General features: G+C 73.3%; 16 protein-coding genes. 8 read left to right on the plus strand and 8 right to left on the minus strand.

All coding sequences use genetic code 11. The annotated features are described in order from the left end of the window. Positions 1 to 75: 75 nt before the first annotated feature. Together IEZ10_RS28655 and IEZ10_RS28660 are read right to left on the minus strand one after the other, a co-directional pair. Positions 76 to 1,215, minus strand: a complete 1,140-nt coding sequence (locus IEZ10_RS28655) for a cytochrome P450 (protein ID WP_189249630.1) — start codon at positions 1,213 to 1,215, stop codon at positions 76 to 78. A gap of 178 nt (positions 1,216 to 1,393) precedes the next feature. Further along, complete coding sequence (locus IEZ10_RS28660) at positions 1,394 to 2,455, minus strand: methyltransferase (RefSeq protein WP_189249631.1); 1,062 nt, start codon at positions 2,453 to 2,455, stop codon at positions 1,394 to 1,396. Positions 2,456 to 2,627: 172 nt separating this feature from the next. Here IEZ10_RS28660 and IEZ10_RS28665 point away from each other — a divergent pair, with 172 nt between their 5' ends. The 4 genes from IEZ10_RS28665 (at position 2,628) to IEZ10_RS28680 (ending at position 6,858) form a co-directional block, all read left to right on the plus strand. Then, positions 2,628 to 3,083, plus strand: coding sequence for an anthrone oxygenase family protein (locus IEZ10_RS28665; RefSeq protein ID WP_189249632.1), 456 nt, complete (start codon positions 2,628 to 2,630; stop codon positions 3,081 to 3,083). Positions 3,084 to 3,113: 30 nt separating this feature from the next. Continuing rightward, entirely contained in the window at positions 3,114 to 4,148 is a 1,035-nt protein-coding gene (locus tag IEZ10_RS28670; RefSeq protein ID WP_189249633.1) for a methyltransferase, read from the plus strand. Between the two features lie 192 nt (positions 4,149 to 4,340). After that, complete coding sequence (locus tag IEZ10_RS28675) at positions 4,341 to 5,171, plus strand: tyrosine-protein phosphatase (RefSeq protein WP_189249634.1); 831 nt, start codon at positions 4,341 to 4,343, stop codon at positions 5,169 to 5,171. Between the two features lie 223 nt (positions 5,172 to 5,394). Then, positions 5,395 to 6,858 (plus strand): acyl-CoA carboxylase subunit beta, encoded by a 1,464-nt coding sequence (locus IEZ10_RS28680; RefSeq protein WP_373287429.1) that lies wholly within the window; start codon positions 5,395 to 5,397, stop codon positions 6,856 to 6,858. Positions 6,859 to 7,006: 148 nt separating this feature from the next. On the opposite strand, the gene IEZ10_RS28685 is transcribed toward IEZ10_RS28680, so the two are convergent. Both IEZ10_RS28685 and IEZ10_RS28690 read right to left on the minus strand, forming a co-directional pair. Next, complete coding sequence (locus IEZ10_RS28685) at positions 7,007 to 7,780, minus strand: hypothetical protein (protein WP_189249635.1); 774 nt, start codon at positions 7,778 to 7,780, stop codon at positions 7,007 to 7,009. Positions 7,781 to 8,083: 303 nt separating this feature from the next. Next, positions 8,084 to 9,313, minus strand: a complete 1,230-nt coding sequence (locus tag IEZ10_RS28690; protein WP_189249636.1) for a serine hydrolase domain-containing protein — start codon at positions 9,311 to 9,313, stop codon at positions 8,084 to 8,086. Positions 9,314 to 9,692: 379 nt separating this feature from the next. On the opposite strand from IEZ10_RS28690, the gene IEZ10_RS28695 reads away from it, so the two are divergent. The 3 genes from IEZ10_RS28695 (at position 9,693) to IEZ10_RS28705 (ending at position 12,395) form a co-directional block, all read left to right on the plus strand. After that, entirely contained in the window at positions 9,693 to 10,403 is a 711-nt protein-coding gene (locus IEZ10_RS28695) for a GbsR/MarR family transcriptional regulator (protein ID WP_189249637.1), read from the plus strand. A 436-nt stretch (positions 10,404 to 10,839) separates the two neighbouring features. Continuing rightward, positions 10,840 to 11,598, plus strand: coding sequence for a hypothetical protein (locus IEZ10_RS28700; protein WP_189249638.1), 759 nt, complete (start codon positions 10,840 to 10,842; stop codon positions 11,596 to 11,598). Positions 11,599 to 11,963: 365 nt separating this feature from the next. Beyond that, on the plus strand, positions 11,964 to 12,395 hold the full coding sequence (locus IEZ10_RS28705) for an enediyne antibiotic chromoprotein (RefSeq protein ID WP_189249639.1): 432 nt from the start codon (positions 11,964 to 11,966) through the stop codon (positions 12,393 to 12,395). 377 nt (positions 12,396 to 12,772) lie between these two features. Here the strand turns inward: IEZ10_RS28705 and IEZ10_RS28710 are convergent, their stop codons facing one another. From IEZ10_RS28710 to IEZ10_RS28720, 3 genes are all read right to left on the minus strand, one after another. After that, on the minus strand, positions 12,773 to 13,024 hold the full coding sequence (locus IEZ10_RS28710) for a hypothetical protein (RefSeq protein WP_189249640.1): 252 nt from the start codon (positions 13,022 to 13,024) through the stop codon (positions 12,773 to 12,775). 145 nt (positions 13,025 to 13,169) lie between these two features. Beyond that, positions 13,170 to 13,937, minus strand: coding sequence for an NUDIX hydrolase (locus tag IEZ10_RS28715; protein WP_189249641.1), 768 nt, complete (start codon positions 13,935 to 13,937; stop codon positions 13,170 to 13,172). Between the two features lie 182 nt (positions 13,938 to 14,119). Then, a complete protein-coding gene (locus IEZ10_RS28720; protein ID WP_229811746.1) occupies positions 14,120 to 15,475 on the minus strand; it encodes a serine hydrolase domain-containing protein in 1,356 nt (451 codons plus the stop codon). 344 nt (positions 15,476 to 15,819) lie between these two features. Here IEZ10_RS28720 and IEZ10_RS28725 point away from each other — a divergent pair, with 344 nt between their 5' ends. Then, positions 15,820 to 16,242: a VOC family protein gene (locus IEZ10_RS28725; protein ID WP_189249643.1), complete on the plus strand. Its 423-nt coding sequence runs from the start codon at positions 15,820 to 15,822 to the stop codon at positions 16,240 to 16,242. 77 nt (positions 16,243 to 16,319) lie between these two features. Here the strand turns inward: IEZ10_RS28725 and IEZ10_RS28730 are convergent, their stop codons facing one another. Then, positions 16,320 to 17,993 (minus strand): SulP family inorganic anion transporter, encoded by a 1,674-nt coding sequence (locus tag IEZ10_RS28730; RefSeq protein WP_189249685.1) that lies wholly within the window; start codon positions 17,991 to 17,993, stop codon positions 16,320 to 16,322. Positions 17,994 to 18,015 lie beyond the last annotated feature (22 nt).

Below are 18,015 nucleotides of genomic sequence, written 5' to 3' on the forward strand. Positions count from 1 at the left end.
CCACCGGACTCACCGGGTCCACCGGGTCCACCGGAGAACGGGCAGGAACGCGGGGTCTCGCTCGCGGGGAGCGTCTCACCAGGCAACGGGCACCTCCGTGAAGCCCTGGAAGAACACGTCGTGCTGCCGGTTCAGCTCCGCGGCCGGTACGGCGAGCCGCAGCCCGGGGAAGCGGCGCAGCAGCCCGGCCAGGCCGATCTGCAGCACCGCCCGCGCCAGCGGCGCGCCGACGCAGTAGTGCTGGCCGGTGCTGAAGGTCAGCTGGGTACGGTCCCGCCGGGTGACGTCGAACCGCGCCGGGCAGCCGAAGGCGGCCGGGTCGTGGTTGGCCGACTCCAGCGCGGGGATGATGCTCGTCCCCTTGGGGATGACGGTGCCGGCCACCTCGATGTCCTCGGTGACGTAGCGCAGCATCGACAGCGAGGAGCCAACGACCTGGCAGCGCAGCAGCTCCTCCACCGCGGCCGGGACGCGGCCGGGGTCCTCGCGCACCAGCGCGAGCTGGCCGGGGTGGGCGAGCAGCAGCACCACGCAGCCCGACAGCTGGCTGGCCGTGGTCTCGTACCCGGCCAGCAGCAGCAGCGTCGACCACCAGTGCAGCTCCTCCTCGCTGAGCCGGCCGTCGTCCTCGTCGCTGACCCTGATCAGCGCGCTGATCAGCTCGTCGTCGGGGTTCTCACGCTTGCGGGCGATCAGGTCGCGCATGTAGCCCCACGGCGGGGAGCTGGTGTCGCCGAAGTTCGCGCGCTCCTCCTCGGGGACGCCGAGCAGCTCGCAGATGATCCGGATCGTCAGCGGGTAGGAGAAGGCGCGGTTGAGGTCCACCGGGCCGCCGGCGCGCTCCAGCCCGTCCAGCAGCTCCTCGACGATCTCGGTGATCCGCGGGCGCAGCCGTTCGATGCGGTGGGCGGTGAACGCCTTGCCGATCAGGCGGCGCATCCGGGTGTGGCCGGGCGGGTCCATGTCGACCTGCCGCTGGAAGACCTTGACCTTCTTGGCGGTCATCCGGGCCACGTCGGGCCGGTTGCGGTTCTTGCTCACCCGGGGGTCGGCGAGCACCTGGCGGATGTCGTCGTAGCGGGTGATCAGCAGCGCGGTGTCGCCGCTGGGCAGCGTGACCGGCACGATCGGCTCGGCGTGCAGGTCCGCCAGCTCCTTGGGCTGGTCGACGGGGGACGGCCAGCCGAAGGGGTAGGAGTGCGACGGCGTCGTCATGGGGCCTTCCTCAAAGGGGCGGCGATGGTCGGGGCGGCAGGCGTGTCCCCGGCGCCGGAGAAGGTCCGGGGGCGTCCGCGGGGGCGACGGGGCACGGTCACGGGCACCGGCGGGCGCCCAGGGGAGCGGGGGCCGGGGAGCCCGGGAGGGGGAGCGGGGCGGGGGAGCGGCGGCCCGGTCAGACCGGCCGCGCCTCGATGATCCAGTGCGGCGGCATGGTCTTGGTGGTGCCGACCAGCTCGAAGCCGGACGCCGAGAGGAGGCCGCGCCAGTCGCGCAGATTGCGCTCCTTGCTGCCGAGGCTGACCGCCATCGCGATGTCCATGGCCTTGCTGAAGTGCCAGTCGTTGCCGTCGGGGACGACGGCCTCGACGATGAACACCCGCCCGTCCTTCTTGTCGCCCAGCGCGGCGCGGATGTTGCGCAGGATGGCGACGCTGTCGTCGTCGTTCCAGTCGTGCAGGATCGCCTTGAGCAGGTAGGCGTCCGGGCCGGGGGTGACCGACTCGAAGAAGTCGCCGACCACGCACTCGGTGCGGTCGGCCACGCCGTACTGCTCCAGCACCTCCGCGGCGCCGGTGATCGCCGATGCCTGGTCGAACAGCAGGCCCCTGGCGTCGGGGTTCTTGCTGAGGATCGCCGCCAGCAGCCGGCCCTGGCCGCCGCCGACGTCGGCGATGTGGCCGAACCGGCTGAAGTCGTAGGAGTCGGCGACCTGGGCGGCCATGTTGCTGGTGCCGGTCATGGCCTTGTGGAACACCTCGGCGTACTCCGGGTGCTCCTCCATGTACTCGAACCAGCCCTTGCCGCCGCGTACCTTCGGCCCGGTGGACTCGCCGGTGCGCAGCGTCTCCACCGCGTAGCCGAAGCAGTTCCAGATGCTCTCCTCGCCGTACAGCCAGGCCAGGTAGCGCAGCGAGCCGGGCACGTCGCTGCGCAGGTACTCGCCGGTCCCGGTCAGCTCGAAACGGCCGTCGGGCAGCTCGGCGAAGATGCCGACCGAGGCGGCGGCGCGCAGGAACCGGTACAGCATGCCCGGGTCGGTCCCGGTCGCCTCGGCGAGGTGCTCGACCGTCCGCGGTCCGTCGGCCATGTGGTCGGCCACGCCGACCTGGGCCAGGACGCAGACCGTCGAAGAGATCATCTTTCCGGCCAGCACCGTCAGCAGGTGGTGTTGCGGGCCGCCCGACCCGAAGGTGGGTCCGGCCGGCTGCTGGTCGACCACGAGGCTCGACGTCATGGGTCCTCCGATTCTCAGGCCGCGGCCGACGGGCGCGTCGGCGGGCGCGGGTCACAGCGCCGACGTTCCCGCCGCCCGCTAGAGCCGCGCTCCAGTGCGCGTCGAAGGCCGGGCCGGGCCGCGCCAGCCCGCGTCGAGCGCCGCTTCAGCCCGGGGCCGGATCCTGCCTGCCATGACCGTTGTCCTGAGTGTGTTCGTCGTCGTCGGCGGCGGCCTGCTGGCGGGTGTGCTGTTCGCGGTGGCCCTCAGCGTGGTCCCGGCGTTCCTGGCGATGGCCCCGGCGGAGTACGTCCGCGTTCACCAGTTGGTGGGCCGTCACTTCGACAAGGTGATGCCGCCGCTGGTGCTCGCCTGCACCGCCGCCGACCTGGTGCTGTTCGCCGCCGCGCCGCCCTCGCCGTACCGGCCGCTGTTCGCGGCGGCGGCGGCGCTGCAGCTGGGGGTCTCGGCGGTCTCACAGTTCGGCAACGTGCCGATCAACCGGGCGGTCAAGCGGCTGTCGCCGGCGGCGATGCCCGCCGGCTGGCGGGACCCGCGGTCGCGCTGGCGCGCCTGGCACCTGACGCGCACCGCCATGGCCGTCCTGGCCAGCCTCGCCAACGTCTGTGCCGTCGTCCTGGCCGGCTAGTGCCCGGGCCAAACCGAAAAGGAGCTCCTCATGAGTCAGTCCTCCGGCGCCGTCCTGGGACCCTCGGCGATCGACGTCAAGCGGCTCAGCAACGCGTTCTGCCACGCCAAACTGCTGCTGACCGCCGGCGAGCTCGGGGTGTTCGCCGACCTGGAGGAGCACGGCCCCTCCACCCGCGACGAGCTCGGCGCCCGCGTCGGGCTGCACCCGCGGGCCGCCCGCGACTTCCTGCACGGCCTGGTCCTGCTCGGCCTGCTGGAGCTGGACGGCGACCGCTACCGCAACAGCGCCGCCGCGTCGGCCACCCTGGTGCCCGGCCGCCCCGACTACATCGGCGGTTTCCTCTACCGCGCCAACCACATGCTCTACCCGGCCTGGGGCCGGCTGACCGAGGCCCTGACCACCGGCCGGCCGCAGACCGCCGGGGCCGCCGACGACGGGGCGTTCCTGCGCATGCTGTCCGACCCCGCCCAGCGCGAGCAGTACCTGCGGATGATGGACTCGGCCAACAGCCTGGTCGCGCCGTACCTGATCGAACGGTTCGACTGGCCGGCCCACCGCCGGGTGCTGGACGTGGGCGGCTGCCGGGGCAACCTGGGCGCCCGGCTCATGCTGGCCCACCCGCACCTGACGGCCGGGGTGTTCGACCTGCCGCCGCTGGCCGGCCCGCACGCCGAGCACGCCGAACGACTCGGCGTGGCCGGCCGGGCCTGGTTCCGCGCCGGTGACTTCTTCGCCGACGAGCTGCCCTCCAGCGAGGTCGTCATCCTCGGCCACGTGCTGCACAACTGGTCGCCCGAGCAGCGCGCCTACCTGATCGACAAGGCCTACCGCGCGGTGACCCCCGGCGGCGCCCTGCTGATCTACGACGCGATGCTCCCGCAGGAGCCCGCCGACCTCGCCCGGATCCTGGTCAGCCTCAACATGCTGCTGGTCACCGAGGGCGGCTCGGAGTACACCGCCCAGGAGTGCCTGGGCTGGCTGGTCGCCGCCGGGTGCACCGACACCGAGGTCCGGCCGCTGGGCGGCACCGACACCCTCGTGATCGGCCGCAAACCGATCTGACGCCGGGCGCGCGACGCCTCGCCGCCCTGCGCGGCCGGTCGCCCGCCGCCCGCTCCCTTCCCCTCGCCCCGCGCGGCCGGTCACCCGCCGCGCCCCCTTCTCCACGCCCCGCGCGGCCGGCCGCCCGCCGTGCACCCCTTCCCCGTGACACCGCGCACCCCCCTTCCCGCACCACCTGAAAGGCACCCCCCGATGACCGCTGCCGACCTCATCACCCCGCCCGGCGCCCGGCTCGGCCGCCGCCGGTTCCTGACCGTCGCCGGGACCGGCCTCGCGGGCGCGCTGCTGCTGCCGTCCGCCCCCGCCCCCGCCGGCGCCGCCGCCACCGGCACCGAGGACCCGCGCACCCACTTCTTCGACGTGGAGGGCTCCTTCAACATCCGCGACATCGGCTGGTACTCCAACCGGCTGGGCCGTCGCGTCAGGCGCGGCGTGGTCTGGCGCGGCGCCGGGCTGGGCCGGGTGACCGACCTGGGCCTGACCCAGCTGGCCACCCTCGGCCTCACCTGGGACATCAACCTGCTCAGCAACCGCGAGCTGGCAGCCGGCCGGCCCGACCGGCTGCCCGAGGGCGTCCAGCTGTTCAGCGCCCCCGTCGGCGACGACTCCGCCGACCCCATGCCGCCGACGATCGACACCACCAGGCCGGACGCCTACGTGCTGCAGGAGTTCCGCGAGTACGTCACCAGCCCCCAGTCCCGGGCGTCCTTCGGCGCGGCCATCCGCAAGATCGCCGGAAACGGCGGCAGGCCGGTCTACATCCACTGCAACTCCGGCACCTACCGCACCGGCTGGACCGTCGCGCTGCTGATGAGCCTCCTGGGCGTCGACCGCGCGCAGATCGACACCGAGTTCCTGCTCAGCAACCTGACCTTCGGCGTGAACTACGCCTGGCCGGAGTACCTGGACGCCGGCGTCGACCAGGCCAGGACCACCTTCGGCTCGCTGGCCGGCTACCTGGCCCGCGGCCTGGGCGTCGACGCCGCCACCGTCCACGACCTGCGCAGGACCCTGCTGGCCTGACCCGCCGCGTCCGCCCGCGCGGCGGACCGGGTACGGCGGGCCGCCCGTCCCGTCCGGCCCGCCGCGCGCCCCCGTCCTGTCGCTCACCCCGTCCCGTCCGGTCCGCCGCTCACCCCGTCCCGTCCGCCGCGCGCCCCGCCGTACCAGGCCCGACCCACCGACGCCGCCCGCCGCCCGCGGCGGACGGCTCCGCCCCCGCCAAAAGCAGGTGAACCCCGTGACCATCACCGTCGATCCCGGTACGGCGCTGCTCGCGCCGCCCGCCCCGGCCCCCGCCACCGTTCCCGTCACCTCGGCCGTTCCCGCCACCGACCGCCGTGACCCCCTCGTACGGCTCGGCGCCGTGGCCGACCCCGGCTCGCTGCGCGTCGTCCCGGCGGACGCCGGCTCGGGCGCGCTGTGGGGCCGCGGCACCGTCGAAGGCCGTCCGGTCGTCGTGTACGCCACCGACGCCCGGGTCATGGGCGGCGCCATGGGCGAGGACGGCTGCCGGCAGATCGTCGACGCCATCGACGCCGCGGTGCGCGGCCAGGTCCCCGTGATCGGCGTCTGGCACTCCGGCGGCGCCCGCCTGGCCGAGGGCGTGGCGGCGCTGGACGCCGTCGGCCGGGTCTTCGCCGCGATGGTGCGCGCCTCGGGGAAGGTGCCGCAGATCTCGGTGGTCCTCGGCCCGGCCGCCGGCGGCGCCGCCTACGGCCCGGCGCTCACCGACATCGTCATCATGAGCGACGCCGGGCGCGTCTTCGTCACCGGTCCCGACATCGTGCGCAGCGTCACCGGCGAGGACGTCGACATGGAGAGCCTCGGCGGCCCCGACGCCCACGGCCGCCGCTCCGGGGTCGCACACGTCACGACGGGCGGCGAGGAGGAGGCCGTCGCCGTCGCGCGCCGCCTGGCCGCCCTGCTGGGCGGCCAGGGGACCCCGGAGCCGGACGGCATCGGCCGCCAGCCGGAGCTGGCCGGCGTGCTGCCCGAGCGGGCCAACCGCGCCTACGACGTCAAGCCGCTGGTGGGCAAGGTCCTCGACGCCGGCTCGTTCGTGGAGCTGCACGCCAGGTGGGCGCCCAACGTCGTCGTCGGCCTGGGCCGGCTCGCGGGTCGTACCGTCGGCGTCGTCGCCAACAACCCGCTGCGGCTGGCGGGCTGCCTGGACTCCGCCTCCGCCGAGAAAGCCGCCCGGTTCGTGCGCATGTGCGATGCCTTCGGGGTGCCGCTGGTGGTGCTCGTCGACGTTCCCGGCTACCTGCCCGGCGTCAACCAGGAGTGGAACGGCGTGGTCCGCCGCGGCGCCAAGCTGCTGCACGCCTTCGCCGAGGCCAGCGTGCCCCGCGTCACGCTGGTCGTCCGCAAGTCCTACGGCGGCGCCTACATCGCGATGAACTCCCGCGCCCTGGGCGCCACCGCCGTCTACGCCTGGCCGTCGGCGGAGGTGGCGGTGATGGGCGCCGAGGCCGCGGTCAACCTGCTGCACCGGCGGGCGCTGGCCGCCGTACCCGACGACGAGCGCGACGCGCTGCGCGCCCGTCTGGTGGCCGAGCACGTCGCGCTGGCCGGCGGTGTCGGCCGGGCCCGCGAGATCGGCGTGGTCGACGAGATCATCGATCCGGCCGACACCCGCCGTCGCCTGGCCGAGGCGCTGGCCGCCGCGCCCGCCGTCCGGGGCCGCCACGGCAACATCCCGCTCTGAACCGTCCTTCGCGGCGGTCCGCTCCTCCCGGCGGCCCGGCGGTCCGGCGGCCCGTTCCTCCCGGCGGTCCGGCGGTCCGGCGGCGCCGTGCCGGGCGTCGCCTCGGGGAGCGCCCGCCCGTGCCGCGACGGACGGGCGGCGCTCCGCTTCAGGCCGGGCCGCCTCCCGGGAGGACCGCCCGCGCCGGACCGCCCATCGGGCCGTGCCACGTCAGCCGCGCCGCGCCTGCGGCGTTCAGGCTCACCGCCCAGACCATCAGGACGACGAGCCACTGCGCCCACATCAGCGTGCTCATCGGGCCGGAGAGCAGGTTGTGGGCGGAGGCGAAGGGGGCGAGCCACGTCTGGGCGGGGCGCAGCGGACCCACCGCGCCCAGCAGGGCCCACAGGCCCAGCGGCAGCACGATCGTGCCCAGGCACGCGAGGACGGGCCGCCGTACCAGCACGCCCAGCGCGGTGCCGACCAGCTGGGCGACGACCTGCACCAGAACGGCGCCCGCCGCGACGGCCCCGGCGTACCGCCAGGCGTCCGGGGCGGCGCCGGACGGGGCGACCACCAGCGCGGCGGCGCAGACGAGGTTCCCGAAGACGCCGACCGCGGCGGCGAACAGCGCCGCCGCGAGCAGGGTCGGGGTGAACCGGGCCGTCCGGGGTTTCCGCCGCAGGTCACCGGCCAGCAGGGCGCCGAGGAACGGCACCGTGACCGACATCAGGATCTGCACCGGCTCGGCGAGCACGGCGAACGTCAGGTCGGCGGGCCGTACCACCGCGGTCACCGCCGCGGCGATCACCAGGCCCAGCAGCAGGGTGACCGCGATCAGCCGCCGCCGGGCCCGCGTCCCGGCCAGGCGCCGGAACGCGGCGGGAACCGTCTCACCCGAGCCGGTGGGCATCCCGCCGGCCTCCACCACGCTTTGTCGCAAGATTCGTCCCCTCATTCACCCCTTTTCGCTTGATGATCTCTTCTACGGGATGGGATGTCACGGGCCGGGCGTTCACCGCCTGAAACCTCACGCCCGGCGGCCGGCCGGAACTCCGGCGGCCGCGCCCACCGCCGGAGGCAGGCGGCGTTCGAGGGGTCCTTTCGAGGAGTCTCTTCGAGGGGCCCTTTCGGGGGGCCGGGTGCGGAGATCGGGGTGGGTGAGCCGGCGTGGCGGCCCTGGCGGGGTTCACCGCCGGACGCCGGGTCGGGCCTCGCCGGGAGACACCCGTCCGCATCGTCACCGTCAGTCGTCGATGGCCTGGTAGAGCGTGGTCCAGAAGTCGTGGATGAGCCGCATCGAGTCCGGCGTGGACGCCCCGACCTGGGTGAGCAGGATCCCGGTGAGCCGGTTGGCCGGGTCGGCGTAACTCGCGGTGCCGCTTCCGCCGTCCCAGCCGAACTGGCCGATGGGCGCGTAGTCGCCGCGGTAGGTGCGCACCGCCATCCCGAAGCCCCAGCCGCCGTGCTGGCCCTGGCCGTGCGAGATGTGGACGTTCTCGGTGGCCATGGCGTTGCGGGCGGCGTTCTGCTCGGGCGTGAGACGGTCGGTGGTCATCAGCTCGACGGCGGGCCGGGACAGGATCCGCTCGCCGCCGTGCATCCCGCCGTTCAGCAGCATCCGGAAGTAGGCGTGGTAGTCGTCGACGGTGGAGACCAGCCCGCCGCCGCCACCCGGGAACGCCGGAGGCCGGCTCCACCGTCCCCCCTCGGCCTCGTCCCACACGAGGAACTCTCCGGTCTGCGGGTCCGGGGCGTAGAGGGTCGGCAACCGGTCGATCTGATCGGCGGGCACGTGGAAACCGGTGTCCTTCATGCCCAGCGGGTCGAAGATGCGTTCGCGCAGGAACTCCTCGAACGACCGGCCCGTGACCCTGGCGACGAGCACGCCGAGGAGGTCGTTGCTGATGTGGTACTGCCAGCGCTCTCCGGGCTGGTGCATCAGCGGAAGCTCACCCAGGCGGCGCATCCACTCGTCCGGCTCGGGCACCGGCACCGGCAGGTTGGGCGTGAGCCCCTGCTCGAAGACCGCGTTCATGATCGGCGTGCCCAGCGACGTCATGTCCATGCCGAGCCCGAACGTGGAGGTCAGCAGGTCCCGGACGGTGATCGGCCGCCGCGCCGGCACGGTGTCGTCCAGCGGGCCGTCGAATCGCTTGAGCACCCGCCGGTCGGCGAGTTCCGGCAGCCACTCCTGCACCAGGTCGTCCAGCCGCAGCCTGCACTCGTCCAGCAACACCATCGTCGCCGCGACCGAGACCGGCTTGGAGGTGGAGGCCATCCGGAAGATCGTGTCCCGGCTCATCGGCGCGCCACCGTCGTGACGCATCGTCCCGACCGCTTCGACGTGCGTCTCCTCGCCCCGGCTGAACAGGGCGACGAGCCCGGGGATCCTCCCCGATTCGACATACCGTGCCAGCACCTCACGCAGCCTGCGCAGCCCTGCTTCGGAGAAGCCGCCGTTGCCCTGTTCCATCATGAATCTCCTTGCGTACAGCGTTCGATCGGCCGGACCCGCCCCGGTCCGGCGCTCATGGGTTCGGCGAGCGACGCACGGGGCGGGAGGCGGGTTCGGTCACGGGAGACTCCCTCCGCGGCGTCACAGGTGCCCTCCTACGTTTGGAAATCTCTGAACGAAGGCGACAATACATTGCGTTTACCAATCCAACAACACTTAAAGAAGGCCATAGTCGCCTGTCATAGATGGAAAATGGGCTTCCTTTGCAATGAGTCTGAGGTTGAACGCAATGGAAGATCCGGCGTGCATTGCAATGGACTCCGAGTGAATGCATACTGTGCAGCGAGTGCGCGGGCGCCGATCCCCACGCGTGCCGGCAGATGGGAGACGAGCACCGATGCCCGGAGGCAGACTCACCGACGAGGAGCGCCGGCACATCGCCGCGGGACTGGCCGAGGGGCTCGGATACGCGGAGATCGGCCGGCGCCTGGGGCGGCCCGCCTCGACCGTCATGCGGGAGGTCACCCGCAACGGCGGCCCCGGCGGCTACGGGGCGGACCGGGCGCACGAGGCCACCCGGCACCGCGCGCGCCGCCACCGGCAGGCCCGGCCTCCGGCCCCGCCGGTCCCCGACGACGGCCACGGGCGCGATCCCCGGGCGGTGCGGGACTTCACGGAGTCCTTCACCGCCCTCCTCGTCCAGCAGGGGCTGCCCCGGATGGAGGCCAGGGTGCTGGTCTGCCTGTACATCACCGACTCCGGCGCTCTCACCGCCGCCGACCTGGTCCAGCGGCTTCACGTCAGCCCGGCGTCGGTCTCGCACGCCGTCGCCTTCCTCGAACGGCAGGGCATGCTCAGCCGGGAACGGATTCCCGGCACACGGCGCGAACGCTACGTCATCGACGACGAGATCTGGCTCCGGACCATGCTCGCCTCTCTGCAGATGAACGACGCCCTGATGGCCGCGTCACAGCGTGGAGCCGAGATCCTCGGGGCCGCGACTCCGGCGGGCGCCCGCTTCGAGTCCTCCGCCGAACTCCTTCTCCTCGTGAGCGAGGCGTTCCAGCAGGTCGTGGAGCGGTGGCGGCAGAACCAGGGGGGCCGGTAAGAAACGTGTCATGAGCCCCGAACGGCGTTGATCTTGCTGTGACTCGCCTGGTCGATGCCGGGCCGGCATGACGCACCCCCCGATGCACATCGGCGACCTGGCCGAGCACTGGACAATCCTGGACGAAGAGCGTGACCTCGTCGCCGGGGGTCCCGGTGGCAACGGCGCAGGAAACGACGGATATGCAGGTCGGCGGCCCGTCTTCCCGGCTGTGCCCAAAGGCCCTTGCGGGGGCTCCGACCTGCATATCCGTCGAAAACCTCCCCGGTGCCACCGGGACCCCTGGCCGCCACGCCGATGCCGGTGGTGACAGACCCGGCAGGCGATCCGATCCGGTGCCAGCGCGCTGAAAGTATGCGTTCAGCTCATGTTCAAGGCCGCTGAAAGAGCCGGTTCCTAACGTTCTGCGCGGGCAACTTCAACCGTAAGGAGTGACATGAGGTCAATCGCAGCTCTCGCCGCCACAATGGTGCTCGCCTCCTCCCCGGCCGCGGCCGAAACCGAGGAGAGCGACCGGGAGATCCCCCTGGCGCACATCGAATACACGAGCGGTCTCACCGTGGACTTCTCCGACAGCCAGCCCTCCAACGAAGTGGGGATGTCCCAGCTCGGGATCATCGGCCGCGCGCCGCTCATCGCCTGGGATCGGAGCAACAGCTACCTGCAGACCTACCTGGAGATCACCCCGCCCGACGTGCCGGTGCCCCAGCGTCTCGTCGATGACCACGGCCCCGACCTCCCCGCCGAGTTACAGCGGCGGCGGATCACCAGCGAGCCGGTCACCGTGCGCGGCCTGACCGCTCCGGCCGGCGCCGTGCTCTCCGCCTCGTGCACCGCCGAATACTGGAGCTGGCACCTCTGGCACGACAACGCCAAGGCCGGTATGGCTCCCAAGTCGTACACCACCCACGACTTCGGCGGTTTCAAGGAGCGTCACGCGGAGAGCTTCATCTTCAACTGCCTGCCGGAGGGCTCGCCGAGTCACCTGTGGGCCCACCACCGGGTGTACTACTGGAACGGCACCAGCTGGTGGAAGCACGCGGACGAGAAGGTCGGCCCCGGGCTTCAGGCGGAAAAGGTCAAGGGCAGCGTCAAGCGCCACCGCAAGGTCACCTATGACGACGGCTGGGGGTCCAACCCCAACTGCCTCAGCGGGGCTTGCAAGTACACCCGTGAAGGACGTTTCACCAGCTGACGGATGACTGGTCGCCTGCGGAAGGCTCAGCCGCACAATTCCGGTGCGGCCGCTCCCCGCGATACGCCGCCTTCCGCGAGCGGCAGCCCGGAACTCCCTGTAACCGGTCACGCGGACCCCAGGGGACGAACTCACCCGCCCGGCCACCTTGTACGGCCCGCAACCCGGCTGCACCCCTTACTTCTCTTTCGCCCGCAACACAACTTCGACGTTGACAGGAAGTTGATATCGGCGGGCAACTTGCTGAAACGGCTTTTTATGGAATGTCCCTCGCGAATGGCGCAAAGTTGTTCTTGCAAGGGCGAGCGATCGCCGGAGAAAAACAGGGAAAAGCCAGAGAAGGCAAGAGAGAGAAGGAGCAAGGAATGCAGAAGAAGACCGGTCTTTTCGCCAAGCTGGGTGTCGCCGCCGCGGTCGCGGTCGGTGGTATGGCCCTGGTGTCGCAGCCGTCGGCCTTCGCCGCCGCCTCCGGTTTCTCGGTGACGCCGGCCACCGGCCTGTCGGACGGCGCCTCGGTCACCGCCTCGGTCACCGGCGCCGCAGCCGGGGACCAGGTCACCATCCTGCAGTGCGCCACCGTGAAGGACCAGCTGGCCTGCAACCCGGAGACGGTGAAGACGGTGACCGTGGACGGCGCCGGCGCGGCGAGTGTCCCGTTCGTGGTCCGCAAGAGCTTCCAGGCCACCACGCCCGAGGGAGCGGCGGCCGGCTCCGTGGACTGCTCGGTCACCGCCTGCTATGTCAGCGCCGGAAACCCCAAGGGCCTCCTGGGGTCCACGCAGCTGTCCTTCCGCTAGCCTCCGCCCGACCCGCGTTTCCCGCCGACAGGGAAACGGCCGGACGGGAAAGAAACAGCGACCGGAAGAATGTTTCACTGAATAACGTCACTGTTGCCGGTAAATGAGTCAGAAAGGAGTCCGGACGCGAAAACGAAGGCCGCCGGGGACGCCCCCGGCGGCCTTCACGCTCGCGCTGCACCTCCCCCTCCCCGCCATGGCCGGTCTCGTCCGGGGCGCCTCCCCGCCGAAGCCGGAGAAAGCCGCTCGCACCGCGTTCTCCTGCTCGTCTCGGCTGCATCGGTCCGGTGCGGGGGAGACGGTGGCGAAGGAGAAACCGACCGTGAGGCGGTTCGGCGCGCCAGAGCCGAACAGATGGAGCGCCGCGCCGGGGCCTTTCACATTGAGGGGAAGGCGATCACGATGTCCCTGCCGTTGGCGTAGCTGACCACGGGCCTTCCCAGCGCGTCGCCCACCCTGCGGGCCACGCGCTGGAACAGCTCCACCATGTCCGGGGTCTCGGCGGTCACCCGGAACCGCCCGCTCGCCAGGAGATGCTCGGTGACGAGGGGGGAGAAGGCCAGCTCACTCCGGGCCATCTCGTCCGCGTCGAGCGGGGTGTGCCGGAGGGCGGGGGAGTGGGGGGTCATCGTTTCTCTCCTCATGATCGACGTCATCCCCAGGATGCCACCCGCGTCGCCGCCCCGGGCCGCCGCCGGAGAATCGGTGACCGCCCGGAAACCGTCGGCCGGGCCGCGGTGCCCACCGGTTGCGTCCGCCCGGACGCGACGCCGTCTAGACGGGGCCGGCGTCGCTCCGGGGCGCCGATCCCGCGTACCGGCGGACGATCGGCTCCAGGTAGTCCACCTGCGTCCCACCGAGCCGGGCCAGCTCGGCAGGGGAGCGGACCAGGGCGATCCGGTCCAGCTCCGGCTCCCGGCCCAGCGCCGTCTCCGACGCCACCAGGGCCGCGAACCGCTCACGCAGCAGCGGCTCCGGCCGGGGCGGCGCGAGGAACAGGACGCCGACGTCGCCCTCCTCGCCGTGGACGATGGACCACAGGATCATCTCGTCCGGCGCCGTGTCCAGGCCCGTCTCCTCGGCCAGTTCCCGGGCGGCGTGCCGGGCGAGCGCGGCCGTGTCGAGGGGGCCGGCGTCCTCGGGCGGTTCGGCCGACCCGCCCGGCGGCTGCCAGCGGCCGGGAGCGGCGGTCGACGACGACATCCGTCCCACCAGCAGCCGCCCGTCGTCCGTCGGCTGCGCGATGCTGACGAAGAGAGGCGGCAGCCGCGCGGTGGCGCCCGGGACCAGGCGCAGGGCGTAGCGCCGGTAGGTGATCCTCGCCCAGGTCAGGACCGCGCTGCGCGGCCCCTCCCACTCCAGCCCCGCCGAGGCGGCCACCGGCCCGTCGAAGAAGCTCGGGTTGGCCCGGACCGCCTCGTCCCACGCGCGGTCCATGGCCGCCCGCTCCCCGGGCGGCACCGGGGGCGCGGGGATCTCGACCAGACGGAGACGGTGCACGTCCAGGAGTGCGACGCCGCGCCGCGGCGATGGCTCGGTCACCCGCACAATGCTGGCACACGAGGTTCCGTCCCTCCGGCGGTTTCCCCCGGAGGGCGACGACGGACGTCCGGCGCGGAGCCCGGCCCGGGTGCCCCGGCGAGACGCGCGACCCGGGCCGGGTTCCGTACCGGAGGCCCGGCCGTACGGCCCGGTCCGCGCCGTGTCCCGCGCCGCGCCCGGTCTCAGGCGCGCCAGCCGCCCTCGTCCACCCCGCCCGGCACCTCGGCCGCCGGGTCGTAGGGGGTGCGGGTGAAGACGAAGGTGTTGAGATCGAGGTGGCTGATCGAGCCGTCCGCGCGGTGCACCGGCCGCAGCGTCTCCCCGGCGTAGTAGCCGTCCAGGCCGACCCAGGTGCCGTCGGCGCGGGCGGTGAACCGCGAGGCCCGGCCGGGGCCGCCGATCGGCGACAGCGACAGGTCCCGGCCGCCCGTCAGGCGCAGCGTGTAGGCGGCCGGCCCCCAGTACCACGGACCGGTCAGCTCCAGCAGGGCGGGATCGACGGCGGCCGGCTCCCACTCGGCGGGCAGGCGCGGCTCGTGCTCGTCGAGGATGGCCAGCAGGTCCGTCGTCAGGGCCCGGCTGGCCCCGGAGGTGGCGTTGGTCAGGAACAGCACGCCGGTCGCGTCGCCGGGATCGGCCCACACCGAGGCCAGGAAACCCGGCATGGAGCCGCCGTGGCCGGCCAGGCGGCGGCCTCCCGCGCGGGCCAGCTGCAGGCCCAGGCCGAAGCCGCCGGTCCAGGCGTCGCCGTCGTCGACGGTCGCCGGCTCGCGCATCTCGGCCAGGGTTTCGGTGCTCAGCACGTCACCGGTGTCACCGGCCAGGAACGCCGCCCACCGGGCGAGGTCGGCGGGGGTGGACCACATCTGCCCGGCCGGGGCCATGGCCCCCGCGTCGTGCTCGGGCTCGGGCAGCAGCACGTCGGCCCACGGGTGGACGGCGTAGCCGGTCGCGTGCGGGGCGCGGGGCCGGGGCGTGGTGTCGCGCATGCCCAGCGGCTCCAGGACCTCGTCCCGTACGGCCCGCGCCCAGTCCGTCCCCCGGTGCCGGGCGACCATCTCGCCCAGCAGGGCGAAGCCGAGGTTGGAGTAGTGGAAGAGGCGGCCGGGGCGGTGCCGGGTGGTCTCCGGGCCGAGCAGGGCCAGCAGCTCCTCCACCGGCATGCCGGGGGTGCGCTCCCACCACTGGCCGGGCGGCTCGGCGGTCAGCCCGGCGGTGTGCGACAGCAGCTGGGCGATGCTCACCTCGCCCACCGGGGTGCCGGGGACGTGCTTGCCGATCGGGTCGAGCAGGGCGATCCGGCCCTCGTCGCGCAGCCGCATGACGACGACGGCGACCATGCTCTTGGTGATGGAGCCGATGCGGTACTGGGTGGCCTCGGTGGGCGCGGCGCCGTCCACCCGGCCGCGGGAGCCGAACCAGACCGGGCGCCCGTCGCGCACCACGACGGCCGCCAGTGACGGCAGCCGCGAGCCGGCCTGCTCCTGCGCGATCCTGCGCAGCAGGGCGCGGGCCGTACCCTCCAGAACCGGTGCCACCATCTGCTCCTTTCCATGGCCTGACTGAGAGGTCCCAGGCTAGGCCATGCGCGCCCATCCGAGCCGCCGGGACGTCCAAGGCCGGGGCACGGCATGTGACGGCGAACCCGGTGGATCGGGCCGGCGGGCCCGGCCGGTCCCGGCGGGTCCGGAGCAACGAGAGCACCGCCGGCGGCCGCGCCGAGGTTTTCGGCATGTCATCCGCCCCGCCGGGAGAAGAGGACACGACCTGGCCGCTTCCCCTGCGACCGTTGCCACCGGCCGCGCGGATCCGGCGGCCGGTGGTGCGGACCGGGCACGCCTCATGACGCCCGGAGACAACGAACAGAGATCAGGGGTCGAACATGTCCGTCAAGTCCGTGGCGCATCTGAACTTCCGGGGCGACGCCCGCGCGGCGCTGGAGTTCTACCGGTCCGTGTTCGGCGGCGACCTCGCCGTCGTCACCTACAAGGACGCGGGGAACGTGCAGGAGCCCGCCGAGGCGGACCAGGTGATGTGGGGCCAGGTGACCGCCGGGAACGGCTTCCACGTCATGGCGTACGACGTGCCCTCGCGGCTGCCGTGGGACCGGGGCGAGAACTCGTTCTTCCTCTCCGTGCGCGGCGAGACCGCGGAGGAGATCACCGAATACTGGCAGAGGCTGTCCGCCGGGTCGGCCGTCATGCAGCCGCTGGGGCCCGCGCAGTGGGCTCCGCTGTACGGGATGCTCAGGGACCGCTTCGGCGTCGTCTGGGTCCTGGACGTGGTGAGTCCGTACAACGGCTGATCAGGGGGTGGGGGGCGGCGACCCGGCCGCTCCGGCTCAGGGGGTCGGCCGGAACCGCCCGCGGTAGGCGGTGAGGGTCAGACCTGCCCAGCGCCGGTGCGTGCTGGCCCGCCGCCCGTCGAGCACCGGCCGTCCTCCGACGGCGGCAGCACCCCGGCCCGCCGCAGGCCGTCGCGGGCCGCCGCGATGGCCTCGGGGGTGGTGGCGAAGACACGCCCGGCCCTGTCGAGGTCGGCGATGGCGCCCAGGGCCCGCAGCGGCTGGTGGTGGCCGTCGCGGATACCGGAGACGTAGACGGTGATGCCGCGGCGCTGCAGCCGCCGGACGGCGTCGCCGAGGACCAGGGCGCCGCTGGCGTCGACGGCGGTCACCCGGGACATGCGCAGAATCACCACGGAGACGTCGGCGAGCTCCGACAGCTCCAGCAGGAAGCGGTGCGCGGCGGCGAACAGCAGCGGCCCGTCCAGCCGGTAGGCGACGATGTGCTCGGCCAGCAGGGCGTGCTCCTCCTCGGTGTGGTCGCCGGGCAGGTCGGGGCGGAGCGGCATCCGGTCCAGCCGGGCGTCGCGGGCGACGGCGCGCAGGGCCAGCGCCCCGGCGACGACTAGGCCGATGATGACGGCCTGGACGAGGTCCAGCGCCAGGGTCGCGGCGGCGGTCAGGAGGAGGACCGCGGCGTCGCCCCGGGTGGAGCGGAGCATCGCCGCGACCGATCCGGCCTCCACCATCCGGAAGGCGGTGGCCAGCAGCACCCCGGCGAGTGCGGCCAGCGGGATCCGGGCGACCAGGCCGGAGGCGGTGAAGACGATCACGGCCAGGATGCCCGCGTGGGCCAGGGCTGCCAGCCTGGATCCCGCGCCGGAGCGGACGTTGACCGCGGTACGGGCGATCGCCCCGGTGGCCGGGACACCGCCGAACAGCGGGGCGGCGAGGTTGGCGAGTCCCTGGCCGAACAGTTCCCGATCCGGGTCGTGGCGGTGACCGACGCTCATCCCGTCGGCGACGGCGGCCGACAGCAGCGACTCCAGCGCGGCCAGCGCGGCGACCGCGACCGCCGGGGCGAGCAGCGACGGCACCGCGGTCACGTCCAGAAAGGCCAGGGATGGAACGGGCAGCCCGGCGGGCAGGTCGCCGATCCGGGCGACCGGCAGACCCGCCAGCTCGGCGGCGGCGGTGGCGGCGGCGACGGCCAGCAGGGAGAAGGGCACGGTGGGCCGCCACCGTGCGCCTGCCAGCATCAGCACGGCCACCGTGACGGCGACGGCCGGGGCCCACCAGTCCGGGTGGGCGAGGAAGTCACGTGCGGCGTTCCAGGCCACGACGGTGACCTTGTCGCCGTCCGGGACCGGCACGCCGAGGGCGGCGGGCACCTGCTGCAGGCCGATCACGCAGGCGATGCCGACGGTGAAGCCCTCCACCACCGGAGCCGGCACCAAGGCCATGTACCTGCCCGCGCGGCCCAGCGCCAGCGCGACCAGCAGCAGCCCGGCCAGCACGCCGACGGTCAGCACGCCCGAGGCGCCGTGCTCGTGCATGATCGGCACCAGCACGACCGTCATCGCGCCGGTCGGGCCCGACACCTGGAGGCCGGAGCCGCCGAACAGCGCGGCCAGCGCCCCGGCGACGACGGCGGTGGCCAGCCCGGCCTCGGCCCCCATTCCCGAGGAGATGCCGAACCCCAGCGCCAGCGGCAGCGCGACGATCGCCACGGTGAGCCCGGCCAGCAGGTCGCGGCGGGGACGGCGGCCCATCGCGGCCAGCTCGGCGCGCTCG

Origin of the sequence: Streptosporangium pseudovulgare, assembly GCF_014648055.1 — a bacterium.
GTDB classification, from domain to species: domain Bacteria; phylum Actinomycetota; class Actinomycetes; order Streptosporangiales; family Streptosporangiaceae; genus Streptosporangium; species Streptosporangium pseudovulgare.

What these genes read in the sequence shown, in the direction of transcription:
- IEZ10_RS28705 (WP_189249639.1), top strand. Translation starts at nt 11,964, where the DNA reads ATGCAGAAGAAGACCGGTCTTTTCGCCAAGCTGGGTGTCGCCGCCGCG.
- IEZ10_RS28725 (WP_189249643.1), top strand. Translation starts at nt 15,820, where the DNA reads ATGTCCGTCAAGTCCGTGGCGCATCTGAACTTCCGGGGCGACGCCCGC.
- IEZ10_RS28710 (WP_189249640.1), bottom strand. Translation starts at nt 13,024, where the DNA reads ATGACCCCCCACTCCCCCGCCCTCCGGCACACCCCGCTCGACGCGGAC.
- IEZ10_RS28675 (WP_189249634.1), top strand. Translation starts at nt 4,341, where the DNA reads ATGACCGCTGCCGACCTCATCACCCCGCCCGGCGCCCGGCTCGGCCGC.
- IEZ10_RS28730 (WP_189249685.1), bottom strand. Translation starts at nt 17,993, where the DNA reads ATGGGCCGCCGTCCCCGCCGCGACCTGCTGGCCGGGCTCACCGTGGCG.
- IEZ10_RS28670 (WP_189249633.1), top strand. Translation starts at nt 3,114, where the DNA reads ATGAGTCAGTCCTCCGGCGCCGTCCTGGGACCCTCGGCGATCGACGTC.
- IEZ10_RS28655 (WP_189249630.1), bottom strand. Translation starts at nt 1,215, where the DNA reads ATGACGACGCCGTCGCACTCCTACCCCTTCGGCTGGCCGTCCCCCGTC.
- IEZ10_RS28690 (WP_189249636.1), bottom strand. Translation starts at nt 9,313, where the DNA reads ATGGAACAGGGCAACGGCGGCTTCTCCGAAGCAGGGCTGCGCAGGCTG.
- IEZ10_RS28665 (WP_189249632.1), top strand. Translation starts at nt 2,628, where the DNA reads ATGACCGTTGTCCTGAGTGTGTTCGTCGTCGTCGGCGGCGGCCTGCTG.
- IEZ10_RS28700 (WP_189249638.1), top strand. Translation starts at nt 10,840, where the DNA reads ATGAGGTCAATCGCAGCTCTCGCCGCCACAATGGTGCTCGCCTCCTCC.
- IEZ10_RS28695 (WP_189249637.1), top strand. Translation starts at nt 9,693, where the DNA reads ATGCCCGGAGGCAGACTCACCGACGAGGAGCGCCGGCACATCGCCGCG.
- IEZ10_RS28660 (WP_189249631.1), bottom strand. Translation starts at nt 2,455, where the DNA reads ATGACGTCGAGCCTCGTGGTCGACCAGCAGCCGGCCGGACCCACCTTC.